The organism is Bacillus massiliglaciei (assembly GCF_900098925.1).
Classification (GTDB): domain Bacteria; phylum Bacillota; class Bacilli; order Bacillales; family DSM-1321; genus Peribacillus; species Peribacillus massiliglaciei.
Window position 1 is genome coordinate 155,774 of sequence record NZ_LT622358.1, and the last position, 14,964, is coordinate 170,737.

15 protein-coding genes and 1 pseudogene are annotated in these 14,964 nt (G+C 44.0%); 14 read left to right on the forward strand and 2 right to left on the reverse strand.

Features of this window, described 5'->3' with window-relative positions; all coding sequences use genetic code 11:
* Positions 1–6: 6 nt before the first annotated feature.
* Positions 7–528, forward strand: coding sequence for a L,D-transpeptidase (locus tag BQ4305_RS09135; RefSeq protein WP_110927507.1), 522 nt, complete (start codon positions 7–9; stop codon positions 526–528).
* A 66-nt stretch (positions 529–594) separates the two neighbouring features.
* On the opposite strand, the gene prli42 is transcribed toward BQ4305_RS09135, so the two are convergent.
* Positions 595–690, reverse strand: coding sequence for a stressosome-associated protein Prli42 (gene prli42, locus BQ4305_RS21415; protein ID WP_199880635.1), 96 nt, complete (start codon positions 688–690; stop codon positions 595–597).
* 124 nt (positions 691–814) lie between these two features.
* Here prli42 and mce point away from each other — a divergent pair, with 124 nt between their 5' ends.
* The 8 genes and pseudogenes from mce to BQ4305_RS21420 all read left to right on the forward strand — a co-directional run bounded on the left by mce (position 815) and on the right by BQ4305_RS21420 (position 8,167).
* Positions 815–1,237 (forward strand): methylmalonyl-CoA epimerase, encoded by a 423-nt coding sequence (gene mce, locus BQ4305_RS09140; RefSeq protein WP_110927508.1) that lies wholly within the window; start codon positions 815–817, stop codon positions 1,235–1,237.
* On the forward strand, positions 1,234–2,784 hold the full coding sequence (locus BQ4305_RS09145) for an acyl-CoA carboxylase subunit beta (RefSeq protein ID WP_110927509.1): 1,551 nt from the start codon (positions 1,234–1,236) through the stop codon (positions 2,782–2,784). Before mce ends, BQ4305_RS09145 begins: the two co-directional genes overlap by 4 nt.
* Before the next feature lie 112 nt (positions 2,785–2,896).
* Positions 2,897–4,018 carry a M20/M25/M40 family metallo-hydrolase gene (locus BQ4305_RS09150; RefSeq protein WP_110927510.1) on the forward strand — a complete coding sequence of 374 codons (1,122 nt, stop codon included), beginning with the start codon at positions 2,897–2,899 and terminating at the stop codon, positions 4,016–4,018.
* Positions 4,019–4,129: 111 nt separating this feature from the next.
* Positions 4,130–5,190 (forward strand): annotated as a pseudogene (locus BQ4305_RS09155) (DNA polymerase IV).
* Positions 5,191–5,298: 108 nt separating this feature from the next.
* Positions 5,299–6,711 (forward strand): NADP-dependent phosphogluconate dehydrogenase, encoded by a 1,413-nt coding sequence (gene gndA / locus BQ4305_RS09160; protein WP_110927511.1) that lies wholly within the window; start codon positions 5,299–5,301, stop codon positions 6,709–6,711.
* Between the two features lie 288 nt (positions 6,712–6,999).
* Complete coding sequence (locus tag BQ4305_RS09165) at positions 7,000–7,215, forward strand: DUF3006 domain-containing protein (RefSeq protein WP_110927512.1); 216 nt, start codon at positions 7,000–7,002, stop codon at positions 7,213–7,215.
* Between the two features lie 171 nt (positions 7,216–7,386).
* The gene (locus BQ4305_RS09170; RefSeq protein ID WP_110927513.1) at positions 7,387–7,695 is read left to right on the forward strand and encodes an excalibur calcium-binding domain-containing protein; all 309 of its coding nucleotides are present in this window, start codon (positions 7,387–7,389) and stop codon (positions 7,693–7,695) included.
* Positions 7,696–8,005: 310 nt separating this feature from the next.
* On the forward strand, positions 8,006–8,167 hold the full coding sequence (locus tag BQ4305_RS21420; RefSeq protein ID WP_199880636.1) for a hypothetical protein: 162 nt from the start codon (positions 8,006–8,008) through the stop codon (positions 8,165–8,167).
* Between the two features lie 150 nt (positions 8,168–8,317).
* Here BQ4305_RS21420 and zwf read toward each other — a convergent pair whose 3' ends face one another.
* Positions 8,318–9,799, reverse strand: a complete 1,482-nt coding sequence (gene zwf, locus BQ4305_RS09175) for a glucose-6-phosphate dehydrogenase (RefSeq protein ID WP_110927514.1) — start codon at positions 9,797–9,799, stop codon at positions 8,318–8,320.
* Positions 9,800–9,983: 184 nt separating this feature from the next.
* On the opposite strand from zwf, the gene rnz reads away from it, so the two are divergent.
* The 5 genes from rnz (at position 9,984) to BQ4305_RS09200 (ending at position 14,867) form a co-directional block, all read left to right on the forward strand.
* Positions 9,984–10,916: a ribonuclease Z gene (gene rnz / locus BQ4305_RS09180; RefSeq protein WP_110927515.1), complete on the forward strand. Its 933-nt coding sequence runs from the start codon at positions 9,984–9,986 to the stop codon at positions 10,914–10,916.
* Between the two features lie 109 nt (positions 10,917–11,025).
* On the forward strand, positions 11,026–11,844 hold the full coding sequence (locus BQ4305_RS09185; RefSeq protein WP_110927516.1) for a squalene/phytoene synthase family protein: 819 nt from the start codon (positions 11,026–11,028) through the stop codon (positions 11,842–11,844).
* Positions 11,845–12,031: 187 nt separating this feature from the next.
* Entirely contained in the window at positions 12,032–13,033 is a 1,002-nt protein-coding gene (locus BQ4305_RS09190) for an ABC transporter substrate-binding protein (RefSeq protein WP_110927517.1), read from the forward strand.
* Positions 13,034–13,068: 35 nt separating this feature from the next.
* Entirely contained in the window at positions 13,069–14,073 is a 1,005-nt protein-coding gene (locus BQ4305_RS09195; protein WP_110927518.1) for an ABC transporter permease, read from the forward strand.
* A complete protein-coding gene (locus BQ4305_RS09200) occupies positions 14,073–14,867 on the forward strand; it encodes an ABC transporter ATP-binding protein (RefSeq protein WP_110927519.1) in 795 nt (264 codons plus the stop codon). Before BQ4305_RS09195 ends, BQ4305_RS09200 begins: the two co-directional genes overlap by 1 nt.
* The last annotated feature ends 97 nt before the right edge of the window (positions 14,868–14,964 follow it).

A 14,964-nucleotide genomic window follows, 5' to 3' on the forward strand; every position in this document is an offset into this window, starting at 1 on the left:
AAAAGGATGATCTGTTTGAAAGGTCCATTAGCTTTAGTGCTGGTTCTTTTTCTTTTCTTTGGAATCTCTGCCGCTCCTGCTGCTTCTGCAGATGAAGAGGTCTTTCTGATTGTCAATAAAGCCAATAATCAGTTGGCAGTTGCAGAGAACGGCAAAATTTTAGAAATTGTATCTGCAGGTACTGGCAAATCCAATGAAGATACGCCTGAAGGTGCTTTTACCATAAAAGTAAAGGCTGTTAACCCTTATTACAGAAACCGAGATATTGAGGGAGGAGATCCGGCCAATCCGCTTGGCACCCGCTGGATCGGTTTTGATGCGGAAGAGACGGATGGCCGGAGGTATGGAATTCATGGGACGAATCGGCCTGAATCCATTGGCAAGTATATGTCGAACGGCTGCATTCGACTCTTAAATGAGGATGTAGAGCGAATTTATGAGATGGTTCCCGTGGGGGGCCGCGTCTTTATCCTGTCATCTGATAAAAGCTTTGCGGCTCTTGCTAAGGATTTGAGCAATGTTCAATAAAAAAAGAAAGGCTGCGATGCCTTTCTAATGGTTGGGAAAAGCTATTTTTTTAGAGTTCAGAAGCACTTATAAAAGGAAAGCGATTCCTGAAAGCAGGGTAGTCAGCAGCATGGAAATAAGCATTAAATATATGACGAATTTTCTGATGTTTTTATTTTTCATAACGATCTCCTTACACACATTTTCGATAGAATTATTGTAACGTGTCCTTATAATAGAAACAAGTTTTATATAGAATCCAGACATTTCATTTACGCGGTTGACTTAAAAAATGGGGGTCTTTGATATGATTAAAAGAATTGACCATATCGGTATTGCTGTGAAATCATTGGAGGAAGCCCTGCCGCTTTATACAGAAACTTTCATGTTCAGGCTGGAAGGGATGGAAACGGTCGAAAGCCAAGGCGTTAAGGTTGCTTTCGTTCAGGCGGGCAATGTTTGTCTTGAATTATTGGAAGCGCTGTCACCAAATAGCCCCATTGCTAAATTTATAGAAAAAAAGGGTGAAGGAGTCCACCATATCGCTTTGGGGGTAACGGGCATTGAAAATCGGATACAGGAAATAAAGCAATCCGGTCTCAGGATGATTGATGAGAAGGCGAGGAAAGGCGCACATCATGCAGATGTAGCGTTTGTTCATCCAAAATCCACAGCAGGCATTTTATTTGAACTTTGCGAGAGGCCGGCAGGCGGGGAGGAATCGAAATGACGGATATTTATGAAAAAATTAATGAGCTGTATGACCGTAAGAGAGAAGTAGAGCTTGGCGGCGGAGACGAGAGAATCGAAAAGCAGCATGAAAAGGGAAAGCTGACTGCCAGAGAAAGAATTGAGCTGCTTGTAGATCCCGACACTTTCGTTGAGCTGAATCCATTTGTTCAGCATCGGAGCACTGATTTTGGCCTGGATAAGATCAAAGGACCCGGTGATGGAGTGGTGACAGGGTACGGCAAAGTGAATGGAAGGGATATATACTTATTTTCACAGGATTTTACAGTCTTTGGCGGGGCACTTGGAGAGATGCATGCGATGAAAATTGCGAATGTTATGGATTTGGCTGCCAAAAACGGCGCTCCCTTTGTCGGACTGAATGATTCCGGCGGGGCACGAATTCAGGAAGGCGTTGTTTCATTGGACGGCTATGGCCAGATTTTCTACCGTAACTCGATTTATTCGGGAGTGATCCCGCAAATTTCTGTTATTATGGGACCCTGTGCAGGCGGAGCGGTTTATTCACCGGCCATCACGGATTTTGTTTTTATGGTTGAAAAAACGAGCCAGATGTTCATAACAGGTCCGAAAGTCATTGAAACGGTGACCGGCGAGAAAATCAGTTCTGAAAATCTTGGCGGTGCAAAAATACATAATACAGTCAGCGGCAATGCCCATTTTCAGGCATCCTCTGAAGAAGAAGCACTTAAATCTGTGAGGAAGCTTTTGAGCTATCTGCCGCAAAATAATGAAGAAAAGCCTCCTTCGGGAGAAGCGGATACGGAAGATGATGACCGTCCAAATCTGGCTGATATTGTCCCATTCGAAGGCGTTCGCCCTTATGATGTGCGAAAGGTCATTGAAGAGGTTGCTGATCCGGATTCTTTTATGGAAATACAGGAAGGTTTTGCTAAAAACATTGTCATTGGCCTTGGAAGAGTGAAAGGCCGGGTTGCTGGATTTGTCTGCAACCAGCCAAAGGTGCTTGCCGGCGGCCTTGATATCGATTCCTCTGATAAAGCGGCGAGATTTATCCGCTTTTGTGATTCCTTTAATATCCCCCTCATTACTTTTGAAGATGTATCCGGTTTCTTTCCGGGGGTCAAGCAGGAGCATGGCGGCATTATCAGGCACGGGGCCAAAATTCTATATGCTTATTCTGAAGCAACAGTGCCGAAACTGACGGTCATTCTGCGAAAGGCATACGGCGGAGCCTATGTGGCACTTAACAGTAAATCAATCGGTGCCGATCTTACTTTTGCGTGGCCGAATGCGGAAATCGCGGTGATGGGCTCTCAGGGTGCTGCCAATATTATCTTTGCCCGTGAAATCCAAAACAGTGACAATCCCGAAGAAACACGGGCTGCTAAAATAGAAGAATACCGTGAGAAGTTTGCCAATCCATATGTGGCCGCAAGCCAAGGGATGGTGGATGATGTCATTGATCCCCGGGAAACTCGAAAGAAAATCATTCAGGCATTAGATATGCTGCGTAATAAAAAAGAAACAAGGCCGCAGAAAAAGCACGGAAATATCCCATTGTGACAGAAAAAGCAGAAGTTCGGTTCTCCGGACTTCTTTTTATATCACATTATTTGCCGGGTTGTTGCTTTTAGAAGTATACTTATGATGGAATATATTAATGGAGGTTTTATTTATGATTAATCAAGACCGTTTAGTGGCGGAATTTTTCGAGTTAGTGCAAGTAGACTCAGAAACGAAAAATGAAGCTGAAATTGCGAAAGTCCTTAAAGCGAAGTTCACTGAGCTTGGTTTAGATGTTTATGAAGATGATACAGCGTCAGTAACTGGACACGGTGCCGGAAATTTAATCTGTACCCTTCCTGCAAGCAAAGACGGAGCTGAAACCATTTATTTCACTTCTCACATGGATACAGTTGTACCTGGCAATGGAATCAAACCATCTATTAAAGACGGATACATAGTTTCAGACGGCACCACAATCCTGGGTGCTGATGATAAAGCAGGTCTTTCAGTGATGATTGAATCAATCCGTGTACTGAAAGAGCAGAATATTCCCCATGGGAAAATCGAATTCATTATCACAGCAGGCGAAGAATCCGGCCTTGTGGGTGCCAAGGCTTTAGACCGCTCACTCGTAACGGCAAAATTCGGCTATGCCCTTGACAGTGACGGCAAAGTAGGAAATGTAGTGGTAGCTGCTCCGACCCAAGCAAAAGTAGCAGCCAAAATTTATGGAAAAACCGCTCATGCCGGTGTAGCACCTGAAAAAGGCGTATCGGCTATCACAATCGCTTCAAAAGCTATTTCCAGGATGCTGCTTGGCAGAATTGATGAAGAAACCACAGCCAATATTGGTCGTTTCCAAGGCGGCCAGCAGACAAACATTGTCTGTGACTTTGTTGATATCCTTGCGGAAGCCCGTTCTCTTGTTCCGGAAAAAATGGAACAGCAGGTAGCAAAGATGAAAGAAGCATTTGAAATGGCTGCTGTTGAAATGGGCGGACGTGCTGAAGTGGATGTTACTGTGATGTATCCTGGCTTTAAATATGGTGCAGGCGACCATGTTGTCGAAGTGGCAAGACAGGCTGCAGCGAAGATTAACCGTCCGTGTGAACTTCAAAAAAGCGGCGGCGGGAGCGATGCAAACGTGATTGCCGGCTTTGGGATCCCAACTGTCAATCTTGCGGTAGGCTATGAGGAAATCCATACAACGAATGAAAAAATTCCGGTTGAAGAATTAACGAAGCTTGCTGAAATGGTCATTGCCATCGTCGGTATCGTAGCTGGAGAGTAAGTGTTTTGGTCGGAAAGAAACAAGGTATAGGCAGCTTCATAAGCCGTTGTCTTCCGTTCTGTGCCGGTCTGCCGGCTGCGTGGTAAAAAGGAAGTGTCAGCCGTGAATCATATGTATCCTAAGAAGGGAAGAGTCATTCTCCACATCGATATGAATAGTTTTTATGCCTCGGTGGAAATGGCGTACAATCCCGATCTAAAAGGGCGGCCGCTCGCCATTGCAGGAAATGTCGAGGAAAGAAAGGGCATTATTGTTACCTGCAGTTATGAGGCGAGAAAATTCGGGGTCAAAACGACAATGCCGGTATGGCAGGCGAAAAAATTATGTCCGGGCCTGATCATCCAACAGCCTAACTTTGATCGGTACCGGCAGGCTTCGCTGGCGATTTTTGAATTGTTCCGCCAATATACTGAACGGGTGGAGCCTGTCTCTATTGATGAAGGATATTTGGATATTACTGACTGCGGTGATATCGGTACCCCTATTGAAATCGCTCAAACGATACAGAGGCGAATCATGGAAACGATGGACCTGCCCTGCAGCATCGGCATTGCCCCGAATAAATTTCTGGCTAAAATGGCCTCAGATATGAAAAAGCCTTTAGGAATTACGATTCTTAGAAAGCGGGATGTTCCGCAAGTCCTTTGGCCAATGAAGGCGGAAGAAATGCACGGTATTGGACTGAAGACCGCAGAAAAACTGGCTTCTATAGGAATTCAGACCATTGGCGATTTGGCCGTAGCTGATGATTTCCAGCTGAGAAAGGTACTTGGGATTAATGGCACCCGTTTAAAGGAACGGGCTAATGGCAAGGACGAAAGACCCGTTGATCCGGACTCAGTCTTTGATTATAAAAGTGTCGGCAACTCCACAACATTGCCTCATGAAATTGGAACGGGGAAGGTGTCCGTCTCCTTGGTGTTACCGCTTTTGATGTTATTGAAAAAGAAGCTGCTGTCAAACAGCTCGATCTTTTTTCTTTTCACGAAGAAGCGGAGAAGGAATCGCTTTATTTGGCGATGCAGAAGCTGCAAACCAAGTATGGAAAAAATATTATCAAAAAGGGGCTGCCTTTTCATAACCGTTCAAACAGCGCAGATACGAGCTTCAGTAAAGACTTTATGGATTTGATGAAGCAAAAGAAACGAGCAGCTGATGAGGGAGAAGAGTAGTCTGCCCGGATCCGGGTACATTAGACAGTATACATGTTGATCCGCAGTGCCTGGTTGAAGCATGGGCGGTTAGGATACTTCAATTTTAAAATAAAGGGGAATTATTTTATGAGTAAACAACAAATCGGCGTAATCGGCCTTGCGGTCATGGGGAAAAACCTGGCATTCAATATTGAAAGCAGAGGATATTCCATTTCCGTTTACAACCGCTCACGCGCAAAAACAGATGAAATGATGAAAGAAGCAGAAGGGAAAAATGTATTTCCTGCCTACACGTTAGAAGAGTTCGTTGATTCATTGGAAACTCCTCGCAAAATTCTCCTCATGGTAAAGGCTGGGCAAGCGACTGATGCTACTATTGATCAGTTAAAGCCTTTGCTGGAAAAAGGGGATATCGTCATTGACGGCGGAAATACGTTCTTCAAGGATACTCAGCGCCGTAACGAAGTGCTCAGCGCCCAAGGCATCCACTTTATCGGTACCGGCGTTTCCGGCGGGGAAGAAGGGGCCTTAACAGGGCCTTCCATTATGCCAGGGGGACAAAAGGAAGCGTATGAACTGGTTGCACCGATTCTTAAAGATATTTCAGCGAAAGTTGACGGAGACCCATGCTGTACATATATCGGTCCGGACGGTGCCGGCCATTATGTAAAAATGGTGCATAATGGAATTGAATATGGCGACATGCAGCTGATTTCTGAGTCTTATTTTCTGTTAAAACACCTTTTGGGAGCAGATGCAGCTGAACTGCATGAAATCTTCTCTGATTGGAATAAGGGCGAGCTTGACAGCTATCTGATTGAAATTACTGCGGATATCTTCAAGAAGTATGATCCGGAGACTGGCAAACCAATGGTCGACGTTATTCTTGATAAAGCGGGACAAAAAGGGACAGGAAAATGGACAAGCCAAAGTGCGCTTGACTTAGGTGTGCCGCTTCCTGTCATCACTGAATCTGTATTCGCGCGTTTCATTTCCGCGATAAAAGAAGAAAGGGTAACAGCAAGCAAACAACTGAAAGGCCCTGTACCTGCTGCATTTAAGGGAGACCGTGCTGCCTTCATTGAAAGCATTCGCAAAGCGCTGTACATGAGTAAAATCGTGTCTTATGCTCAGGGATTCGCTCAAATGAAAGCTGCATCCGATGAATTCGGCTGGGATCTTCAATATGGAGATATTGCGATGATCTTCCGCGGCGGATGTATCATCCGTGCCCAATTCCTTCAAAAGATCAAGGATGCTTATGACCGTGAACCGGCATTGAATAATCTTTTACTTGATTCTTATTTCCAAGGTATTGCGGAAGAATATCAGGGGGCGCTGCGTGAAGTCATTGCGACTGCTGTCATGAATGGCGTTCCTGTTCCAAGTTTCTCTGCTGCGCTTGCTTATTTCGACAGCTACAGGACAGAAACCCTTCCTGCGAACCTGATTCAGGCTCAAAGAGATTACTTTGGTGCCCATACTTACCAGCGAGTGGATAAAGAAGGAACATTCCATACAGAATGGATGGAAAAGTAAGAAGAATTTACAAGGATACTTTTATGATCCGTGTTTTTGTTGATTAGAATGTCATCCTGCCTATAACGCTGAAGATCTTTCCTGCGATAGGCGGCAAAATGATTATTAGTTCCCATCACAGATAACATAGAGTAATAAAAGGATGAGTGACTGCTTAGGCAGATAAGCTCATCCTTTTTCCTCTTTACACGTTTGCAGCTGAGCACTTTCGATTGCATGTAATGAAAGGTGAACAGCAAATTTTGATTATTAGGTTAGAAAATTACTGAAAAGAAGGTAAAGGAAGAAATGAAAAAAGGAATGATTGACCGATTTGAAGGGGACATGGCAGTCATAGAATTTGAAAAGGAAATGAAGGATATTCCAAGGAAACTGCTGCCGCCAGATGCTAATTTTGGAGATGTCCTCCTGTTTGATGGGGACGATATAAAAATCTCAAAAAAAGAGACAGAAAAGGCTAAAAAGGAATTAGATGAGCTGATCAAAGAACTCTTTGAAGAGTAAAATCATAAAAAAGGCTCTCTCCTGTGAGAGGGTCTTTTTTTGCAGGGAATGGATACTTTTTAAACGGATATTTCATAAAAAAACTTATTTTAATATATATTTACATATCTAAAGTATTAGATATTTTGTCGGGAGGATATAGTATAATTTCTTGATAAAGGAGGGATAATTTTGAAGAAAATCATATCTTTAGCAGTGGCAGCAACACTTATAACAGGCGGAATTGCTGTGTCATCACCAATACAGGCCGATGCGGCATCCGGTGTTTATAAAAACTGTACAGCGTTCAATAAAAAATATTCAAAAGGCGTTGCAAAATCTTCTAAAACCAAAAATAAAGTTATTAGCAAATCCACGAAAAAAGTATCGTATAAAGCATTGTCAAAAGGCACAAAGATTTCATCTTCTGTCTATAAAACAGCTATGAAATACAATAAGGATTTGGATCGTGATAAAGACGGAATTGCGTGTGAACGATAATAAAACGTTATCCGCCATACAGTCCCCTTTTATAGATTATTTTTTAAATAATAGATGCCTTCCGGCGGAGAAAAAGGATATCCCAGAATATTTTCTGTAAAACAGCATTTAGATTCATCCTTTAGTAATCTGCGGCCTGAAAACGTTTTATTTTATTCCTTTCTTGCTTGCAGAGAAGCGGAGAGGGATCTTTCGATTGCCTGCACTTTAAGCTTTAGATGTTACCCTATGAAAGGTTTCAATCATCCAGAAGAAGGAAATAGAATAGAATGAATCAGGGCCGTTAGAAGGCTAAGAGGAGTGAAGAAATATGAAAATTGCTATCATTTTACTGATCATTTTGCTTATTATTTTCCTATTCGAAACGGCAGTCGGAAGATGGCTTAATGCCGCTCCTAAACCTGAAGGATTCAAGGGCAGGGAATTCTTTTATTCGCTTCGTGATAAAATACTTAATAAAAAGGCTTCTTAAAACGACGGCCGCTGTCTTTAGTTCCGGGTGTTTTCTATACCGGAGCCTAAAGCTTATCAAAAAAATGAAACATCCAATTTCACAGAGAAATTGGATGTTTTTGTGTTTATGCTGTATAGGTTCGGATCTCCATTCCTTCTGTCAGGGCAATTAAATATCCGTTGACCACCATTTGTGCCCGTCCTGAGCTAACAGATCATCCGCCGCTTTTGGACCGGCTGAACCGGCAGGATAATTAGGGAAAGATGGTTCTTTTTTGGTTTCCCAAGCTTCAGAAATGATATCTGTAAACTTCCATGATAAGGCAACTTCGTCCCAATGAGTGAAATTGGTTGCATCTCCGCGCATGCTGTCAAAAATTAATTTCTCGTATGCTTCCGGAGTGTTCATTTTATCAATGCCTTCGTTTGATACGGCAAGCTTAACAGGTGTTGTATTGGCAGTCGTGCCTGCTTTTTTTGCATTTAGCTGCAGGGTGATGCCTTCCTCTGGCTGAATATGGATGACAAGAAGATTTGGAGTTAAGTTTTCTTCTGTCCTATAGTATAGGTTCATTGGAATATCTTTGAACTGAACGACAATTTGTGTTGATTTCTTGTCCATCCGCTTGCCTGTCCGTATGTAGAAGGGGACGCCTGCCCAGCGGAAATTATCGATCATCAGTTTTCCTGCTACAAAAGTCTCCGTATTGGATTCAGGATCTACATTATGTTCTTCTCTGTATCCGGGAACATCCTCGCCGTTCAGCTGGCCTGCCCCGTATTGCCCTCTGACAAAATAGTTGTCCACATCGTTTACGGCCATAGGACGAAGCGATCTGAGCGCCCTTACCTTTTCACTGCGGATTTCTTCTGTTGTCAGAGAAATCGGCGGTTCCATGGCCAGCAGTGCAACCATCTGCATAAGGTGGTTTTGAACCATATCACGCAGAGCTCCGCTTGTTTCATAGTAACGGCCGCGTTCCTCGACTCCTAACACTTCGCTGGATGTAACCTGAATATTGGAAATGTAACGGTTATTCCATAGCGGTTCGAACAGGGCGTTTGAAAAACGGATAACCTCGATATTTTGGACCATCTCTTTTCCAAGATAATGGTCAATCCGGTAAATCTCATCCTCACGAAAGGCGGTTCGGAGCTGTTCATTAAGCTGCTGGGCTGTTTCGAAACTGTGGCCAAACGGCTTTTCAATGACCAGACGCTTGTATCCGGCAGTATCCGTTAATCCTTGAGCCTTTACTTGTTCAGCAATTGTTCCGAAAAATTCCGGAGCCATCGCCAAGTAGAAAATTCGGTTTCCTTCTAAACTGTATTGATTGTCTATGCTTTCTGCCAGAACTTTTAATTGCGAATAAGACTCTGAGCTTGAGACGTCATGGGAGTGATAGTGGAAGTGGCTGATGAATTCTTCGACATCTTCCTCCCCATTTCCAAAAGTAAGAACAGATTCTTTTACATTCTCTTGAAACTGTTCATTGGTTAGCGAGCGTCTGGCCACCCCGATTACGGCAAATTTATCAATTTTATCCTTGCGGAATAGACGGTAAATGGACGGAAAAAGCTTTCGTTTCGCTAAATCTCCTGTTGCTCCGAAAATAATAATTAAAGCTGTTGGCTTTTTGTTTTCAGACATCCTAAAAACCTCGACTTTCTATATAGATTCTATCTTCTGAATCAACTACTTATTTTAAAGTTAGCTTTCCCGCAAATCAATCAATTTATCTTGGGAAGCTGAACTTCTTGCCCTCTTCTGCCAAAATAGAGGCATTTATGCTATAGTGATGGTACATTCAAAATTGATAACGGAGGGAAAATGAGTGGAATTTGTATTTTTGGGTACGGGGGCCGGGATGCCGGCTAAAGCTCGGAATGTCTCCTCTATTGCCCTGCAGCTCCTTGAAGAAAGGGGAACGGTTTGGCTTTTCGACTGCGGAGAAGCGACACAGCATCAAATCTTGCATACGGCAGTCAAACCGAGGAAAATTGAAAAAATCTTCATCACTCATTTGCATGGTGATCATATTTACGGTCTGCCGGGACTTCTGGGCAGCCGTTCTTTTCAGGGAGGGACCGAGAAGCTGACAGTGTACGGCCCGGAAGGAATTGCTGATTTTATTAATACGTCCCTTAAGGTAAGCGGAACCTATTTAAAATACCCTTTAGAGATCATAGAGATTCAGGAAGGAAAGGTTTTTGAGGATGAAACCTTTACGGTGAGCTGTTTGGAGCTTGACCACGGCATCTTAAGCTTCGGCTACCGAATTGTAGAAAAAGACCGACCGGGCAGCCTGCAGGTGGACAGACTCCTTCGTGAAGGAATAAAACCGGGACCTCAATTTAAAGTGTTAAAAAACGGGGGAACCCTCACATTGGATGACGGAAGGAAGATTCATGGCCCTGATTATTTAGGTGAAGCTAAAAAGGGACGGGTCATTTCGATCCTCGGTGATACTAGGTATTGTCAGAATGCAATCAAGCTGGCAAGTGACTGTGATTATTTAGTCCATGAAGCCACTTTTTCAGCGGATGAAACAGAGATGGCTCATTCCTACTGCCATTCTACGACGTCGCAGGCAGCAGAAACAGCTGCAAAGGCGGGAGCAAAGAACTTGATTCTTACACATATCAGCTCCAGGTATACAGCTGAGGATATAGAAAAGCTGAAAAAAGAAGGAGAGGAAATTTTTCCGAAAACGCTCATTGCTGAAGACCTTCTGTCCATTAAGATTCCTTTACATCTGGAGGAATAGCCTCTTCATATGAAAAAAAACAGAAATCTGTTATAATAAAGCAATTATTATTCCGTTGAAAGGCATGTGTCACGAAGTCCTTTGGAAAGAGAATGAAGGAGCGAGGATTATGATGAAAGATAGTGATTTACATAAGAAAGCCATGGATTTCCTGCTAAAAACGAGCCGGACTTTTTACATCCCCATCAGCCAGCTCCCTGGGCGCCTGCAGGAAGCTATTGGGGCAGCTTATCTCTGTATGCGGGCCATTGATGAAATTGAAGATGATGCCTCTCTCCCAGCGGCAGACAAGATTCATCTTTTAGAAAGAACAGCGGATTTATTAGAAAAGAAAGAGTACAGTGCCGACGCATTTCAGGCAGTGTACGGTCCTTATCAGGAACAGCTTCCGGAGGTTACATTGCTTCTTCCTGACTGGATTGCCTTTTGTCCTGCGGAGACAAGGGAGAAGGTCCTTGAATCCACAGCTGAAATGGCCCGCGGAATGGCTAAGTGGGTCGACAAGGGGTGGATGATTCATACGCAAGAAGAATTGGATGACTATACGTACTATGTTGCCGGTCTTGTAGGCGTCATGCTGTCTGATATTTGGAACTGGTATGACGGAACGAAAACGGACAGAGATTTGGCTATTGCTTTTGGAAGAGGCCTTCAGACCGTCAATATTCTCCGCAATCGCGAGGAAGATGCTGAAAGAGGCGTGAATTTCTTTCCAGATGGGTGGGGGTTCAGTGAGATGTTTACCCATACGGAAAAAAATCTGGTGCTGGCTGATCAGTATGTGGAGGATATCGAAACAAAGAAAATCCTCCATTTTTGCCGAATACCGCTGGAACTAGCCAAGGCAACCTTGAAGGTTTTAAAGGACGGGCAGGAAAAGCTGAATCGCCAGGAAGTAAATGAAATCGTACAAAATATAGTGAAATAAGAGCTGCCGGGGAAAGGAGAAATCCTATCCCCGGTTTTTTCATTCACAAAAAGGCAAATAATATTCTAAAAAGTCGAGAAACTCATTGAAAAGAATATGCCTAAACGATTATAATTTAGTACATAAAAGCTAAAAAGCTTAAAAGTGAAAGATAGAAGACAAAAAGAGAGAAACGAGGGAGAGACAGATGAAGAAAATATGGGGTGCTGCGGCAGCTGTCACCATTTTGGCGGGTTCGCTGCTGGCGGGCTGCGGGAACAGTGATTCGAGCAAAGAAGAAGGTTCCTCCTCTGCAGGAGACGGAAAGACATATAAAATTGGCGTTACACAAATCGTGCAGCACGCTTCCTTGGATGAAGCGTATAAGGGGTTCAAAGCTGCCTTAAAAGAAGAGGGAATCAAAGCAGATTATGATGTGCAGATTGCCCAGGGGGATCAAAACAACAGCCAGACAATCGCTAATAACTTTGCCGGAGACGGAGTGGATTTAATCTTTGCGAACTCAACACCAAGTGCATTAAGCGCTTTAAATGCAACAAAGGATATTCCCATCGTATTTACGTCTGTCACGGATCCGGTTGAAGCGAAGCTGGTTTCTTCGATGGATAAGCCAGACGGAAATGTAACGGGAACGACGGACTCCCAGCCTGATGCCATTGCCAATTCAGTGAAATTCCTTGCCGATGAGCTTGGAGCCAAAACGATTGGAACGGTCTACAACTCAGGGGAGAAGAATTCCATTGTCCAGGTGGATGCCATGAAAGCTGAAGCGAAAAAGTCTGGAATTAAGGTAGCTGAAGCCTCTGTGTCCACATCTGCTGAAGTGAAGACGGCAGCGGAATCTTTAGCAGGAAAAGCGGATGCGTTTTACATTATTACGGACAATACAGTTGTATCCGCTTTGGAGTCCGTTATTTCTGTAGCTAACGATCAGGATATCCCATTATTTGTCGGGGAGCTGGATTCTGTTCAGCGGGGCGGTTTTGCGGCTTATGGATTCAGTTATTATGATATCGGCTTTGAAGCAGGAGAAAAGGCAGCTGAAATTCTGAAAGATGGAAAGAATCCAGGAGACATTCCAGTTCAATACCCTCAGAATCTTAAGCTTATGATCAATGAGAAGGCTGCCAAAGACATGGGAGTAGAAATAAAGGATGAATGGAAGGAAGAGGCTGAGATTGTTAAGTAAGCCTGATCTCTCGGCCGGGAAAGGAAGATGCACATATGTTTACAGCTCTGTTCAATTCATTTGAATCTGGAATGATCTACGCCATTATGGCACTTGGTGTTTATCTGACCTTTCGGATTCTTGATTTCCCTGATATGACAGTCGATGGAAGCTTCGTTACCGGAGCTTCTGTCTCAGCACTCATTATCGTAAATGGCTATTCTCCTCTCATAGCAACCCTGTGTGCTCTTGCTGCCGGTTTTGCCGCCGGCACGGTGACGGGGCTTTTGCATACGAAAGGAAAAATTAATCCGCTCCTTTCCGGAATTCTGATGATGATCGCTTTATATTCGATCAATTTAAGAATTATGGGGACATCAAATATTCCGCTTCTGTCTGAAAATACGCTTATGACCAATATTCAGAATGCATGGCAGAAAACCGGACTGGACCCGCTGCTGAACGGTCTATGGACTTCCGTCGGTCTTGGTGACAGTGTACCAAAAACTTGGTCTGTCCTGATTGTCATGCTGCTGACGGTTTTGGTCATCAAGATGGCACTCTCCGCTTTCCTGAAGACCGAAATTGGTCTTGCTCTTCGTGCAACCGGTGACAATGAAGCGATGGTGAAAAGTTTTTCGGCCCATACGGCGAATTTGAAAGTTTTAGGATTGGCACTTGGCAATGCGCTTGTTGCCTTTTCAGGGGCGCTTGTAGCCCAGTACAATGGATTCAGCGATATCGGTATGGGCATTGGCATCATTGTGATTGGCCTTGCTTCGGTCATTATTGGGGAAGCTGTTTTCGGGGCGAAAACGATTGCGAGGGCGACTTTGGCTGTTATTGGAGGAGCGATCATTTACCGAATTGTGGTGACATTTGCATTGCGCTTCAATTTTTTGGAAACAGGAGACGTCAAGTTGATTACGGCTCTTATCGTCATTGGAGCACTAATTATCCCGCAAGTTTCTGAAAGACGGAAAGTGCGGAGCCGTAAGAAAAAACGCCTGAAGGAATTGAAATTCAGCCATGTTGCTGCTCTGAAGAAGGAGGCACAGTAATGCTTCAGCTCACTGATATTTTTAAAGTTTTCAATGAAGGAACTCCTGATGAGAAGCTTGCCCTGCAAAATCTCCAGCTAAGAATGGGAAAAGGCGAATTCGTTACGGTGATCGGCAGCAATGGAGCAGGGAAATCCACCTTGATGAATATGGTATCGGGGAAAATTTTGCCCGATGCCGGGGAAATTTTGATTGACGGCAAGGACGTATCACATGTAGAAGAACATACCCGCGCGCGTATGATTGGGCGTGTATTTCAGGATCCGATGGCCGGTTCTGCCCCGCATATGACGATTGAAGAGAATATGGCGATCGCCTATGGACGGACGCACCGCAGGGGATTTGGGTTCGGAGTGACAAAGAAAAGAAAAGTATTTTTCCGGGAGAAGCTGGAGACCCTTCATCTTGGGCTTGAAAACAGGATGACGGCAAAAGTCGGGCTGTTATCAGGAGGAGAACGGCAGGCGCTTTCCTTATTGATGGCCACGTTCACCCATCCAAAAATTCTGCTGCTTGATGAACATACAGCAGCTCTGGATCCATCCCGGGCTGAACTTGTAACAAGGCTGACAGGAGAAATTGTCGAGAAAAACCATTTGACGACCCTGATGGTGACTCATAATATGCAGCAGGCGATCGACCTTGGCGATTCCTTGATTATGATGGATAAGGGCCGGATTATTTTTGAGGCAAGGGGCGAGGAAAAACAAAGGCTCACTGTCAGCAAATTATTAGATGAATTCCAGCGGATCAAGGGCGGGGAAGTCCTGAATGACCGTGCAGTTCTGGTTTGAAACCGGCGTATCCGTTTCGTTCTTGTTTAGACAGTAAAGAAGAGGCTGACCCGAGTTTCTGAACGAAAATCCATTCTGCATAAGCATAAAAATATCA

Coding starts and splice junctions, on each gene's coding strand:
- gndA (WP_110927511.1), top strand. CDS start 5,299: ATGAGTAAACAACAAATCGGCGTAATCGGCCTTGCGGTCATGGGGAAA.
- BQ4305_RS09195 (WP_110927518.1), top strand. CDS start 13,069: ATGTTTACAGCTCTGTTCAATTCATTTGAATCTGGAATGATCTACGCC.
- BQ4305_RS09150 (WP_110927510.1), top strand. CDS start 2,897: ATGATTAATCAAGACCGTTTAGTGGCGGAATTTTTCGAGTTAGTGCAA.
- mce (WP_110927508.1), top strand. CDS start 815: ATGATTAAAAGAATTGACCATATCGGTATTGCTGTGAAATCATTGGAG.
- BQ4305_RS09200 (WP_110927519.1), top strand. CDS start 14,073: ATGCTTCAGCTCACTGATATTTTTAAAGTTTTCAATGAAGGAACTCCT.
- prli42 (WP_199880635.1), bottom strand. CDS start 690: ATGAAAAATAAAAACATCAGAAAATTCGTCATATATTTAATGCTTATT.
- BQ4305_RS09185 (WP_110927516.1), top strand. CDS start 11,026: ATGATGAAAGATAGTGATTTACATAAGAAAGCCATGGATTTCCTGCTA.
- BQ4305_RS09190 (WP_110927517.1), top strand. CDS start 12,032: ATGAAGAAAATATGGGGTGCTGCGGCAGCTGTCACCATTTTGGCGGGT.
- BQ4305_RS09135 (WP_110927507.1), top strand. CDS start 7: ATGATCTGTTTGAAAGGTCCATTAGCTTTAGTGCTGGTTCTTTTTCTT.
- BQ4305_RS09165 (WP_110927512.1), top strand. CDS start 7,000: ATGAAAAAAGGAATGATTGACCGATTTGAAGGGGACATGGCAGTCATA.
- BQ4305_RS09145 (WP_110927509.1), top strand. CDS start 1,234: ATGACGGATATTTATGAAAAAATTAATGAGCTGTATGACCGTAAGAGA.
- BQ4305_RS21420 (WP_199880636.1), top strand. CDS start 8,006: ATGAAAATTGCTATCATTTTACTGATCATTTTGCTTATTATTTTCCTA.
- zwf (WP_110927514.1), bottom strand. CDS start 9,799: ATGTCTGAAAACAAAAAGCCAACAGCTTTAATTATTATTTTCGGAGCA.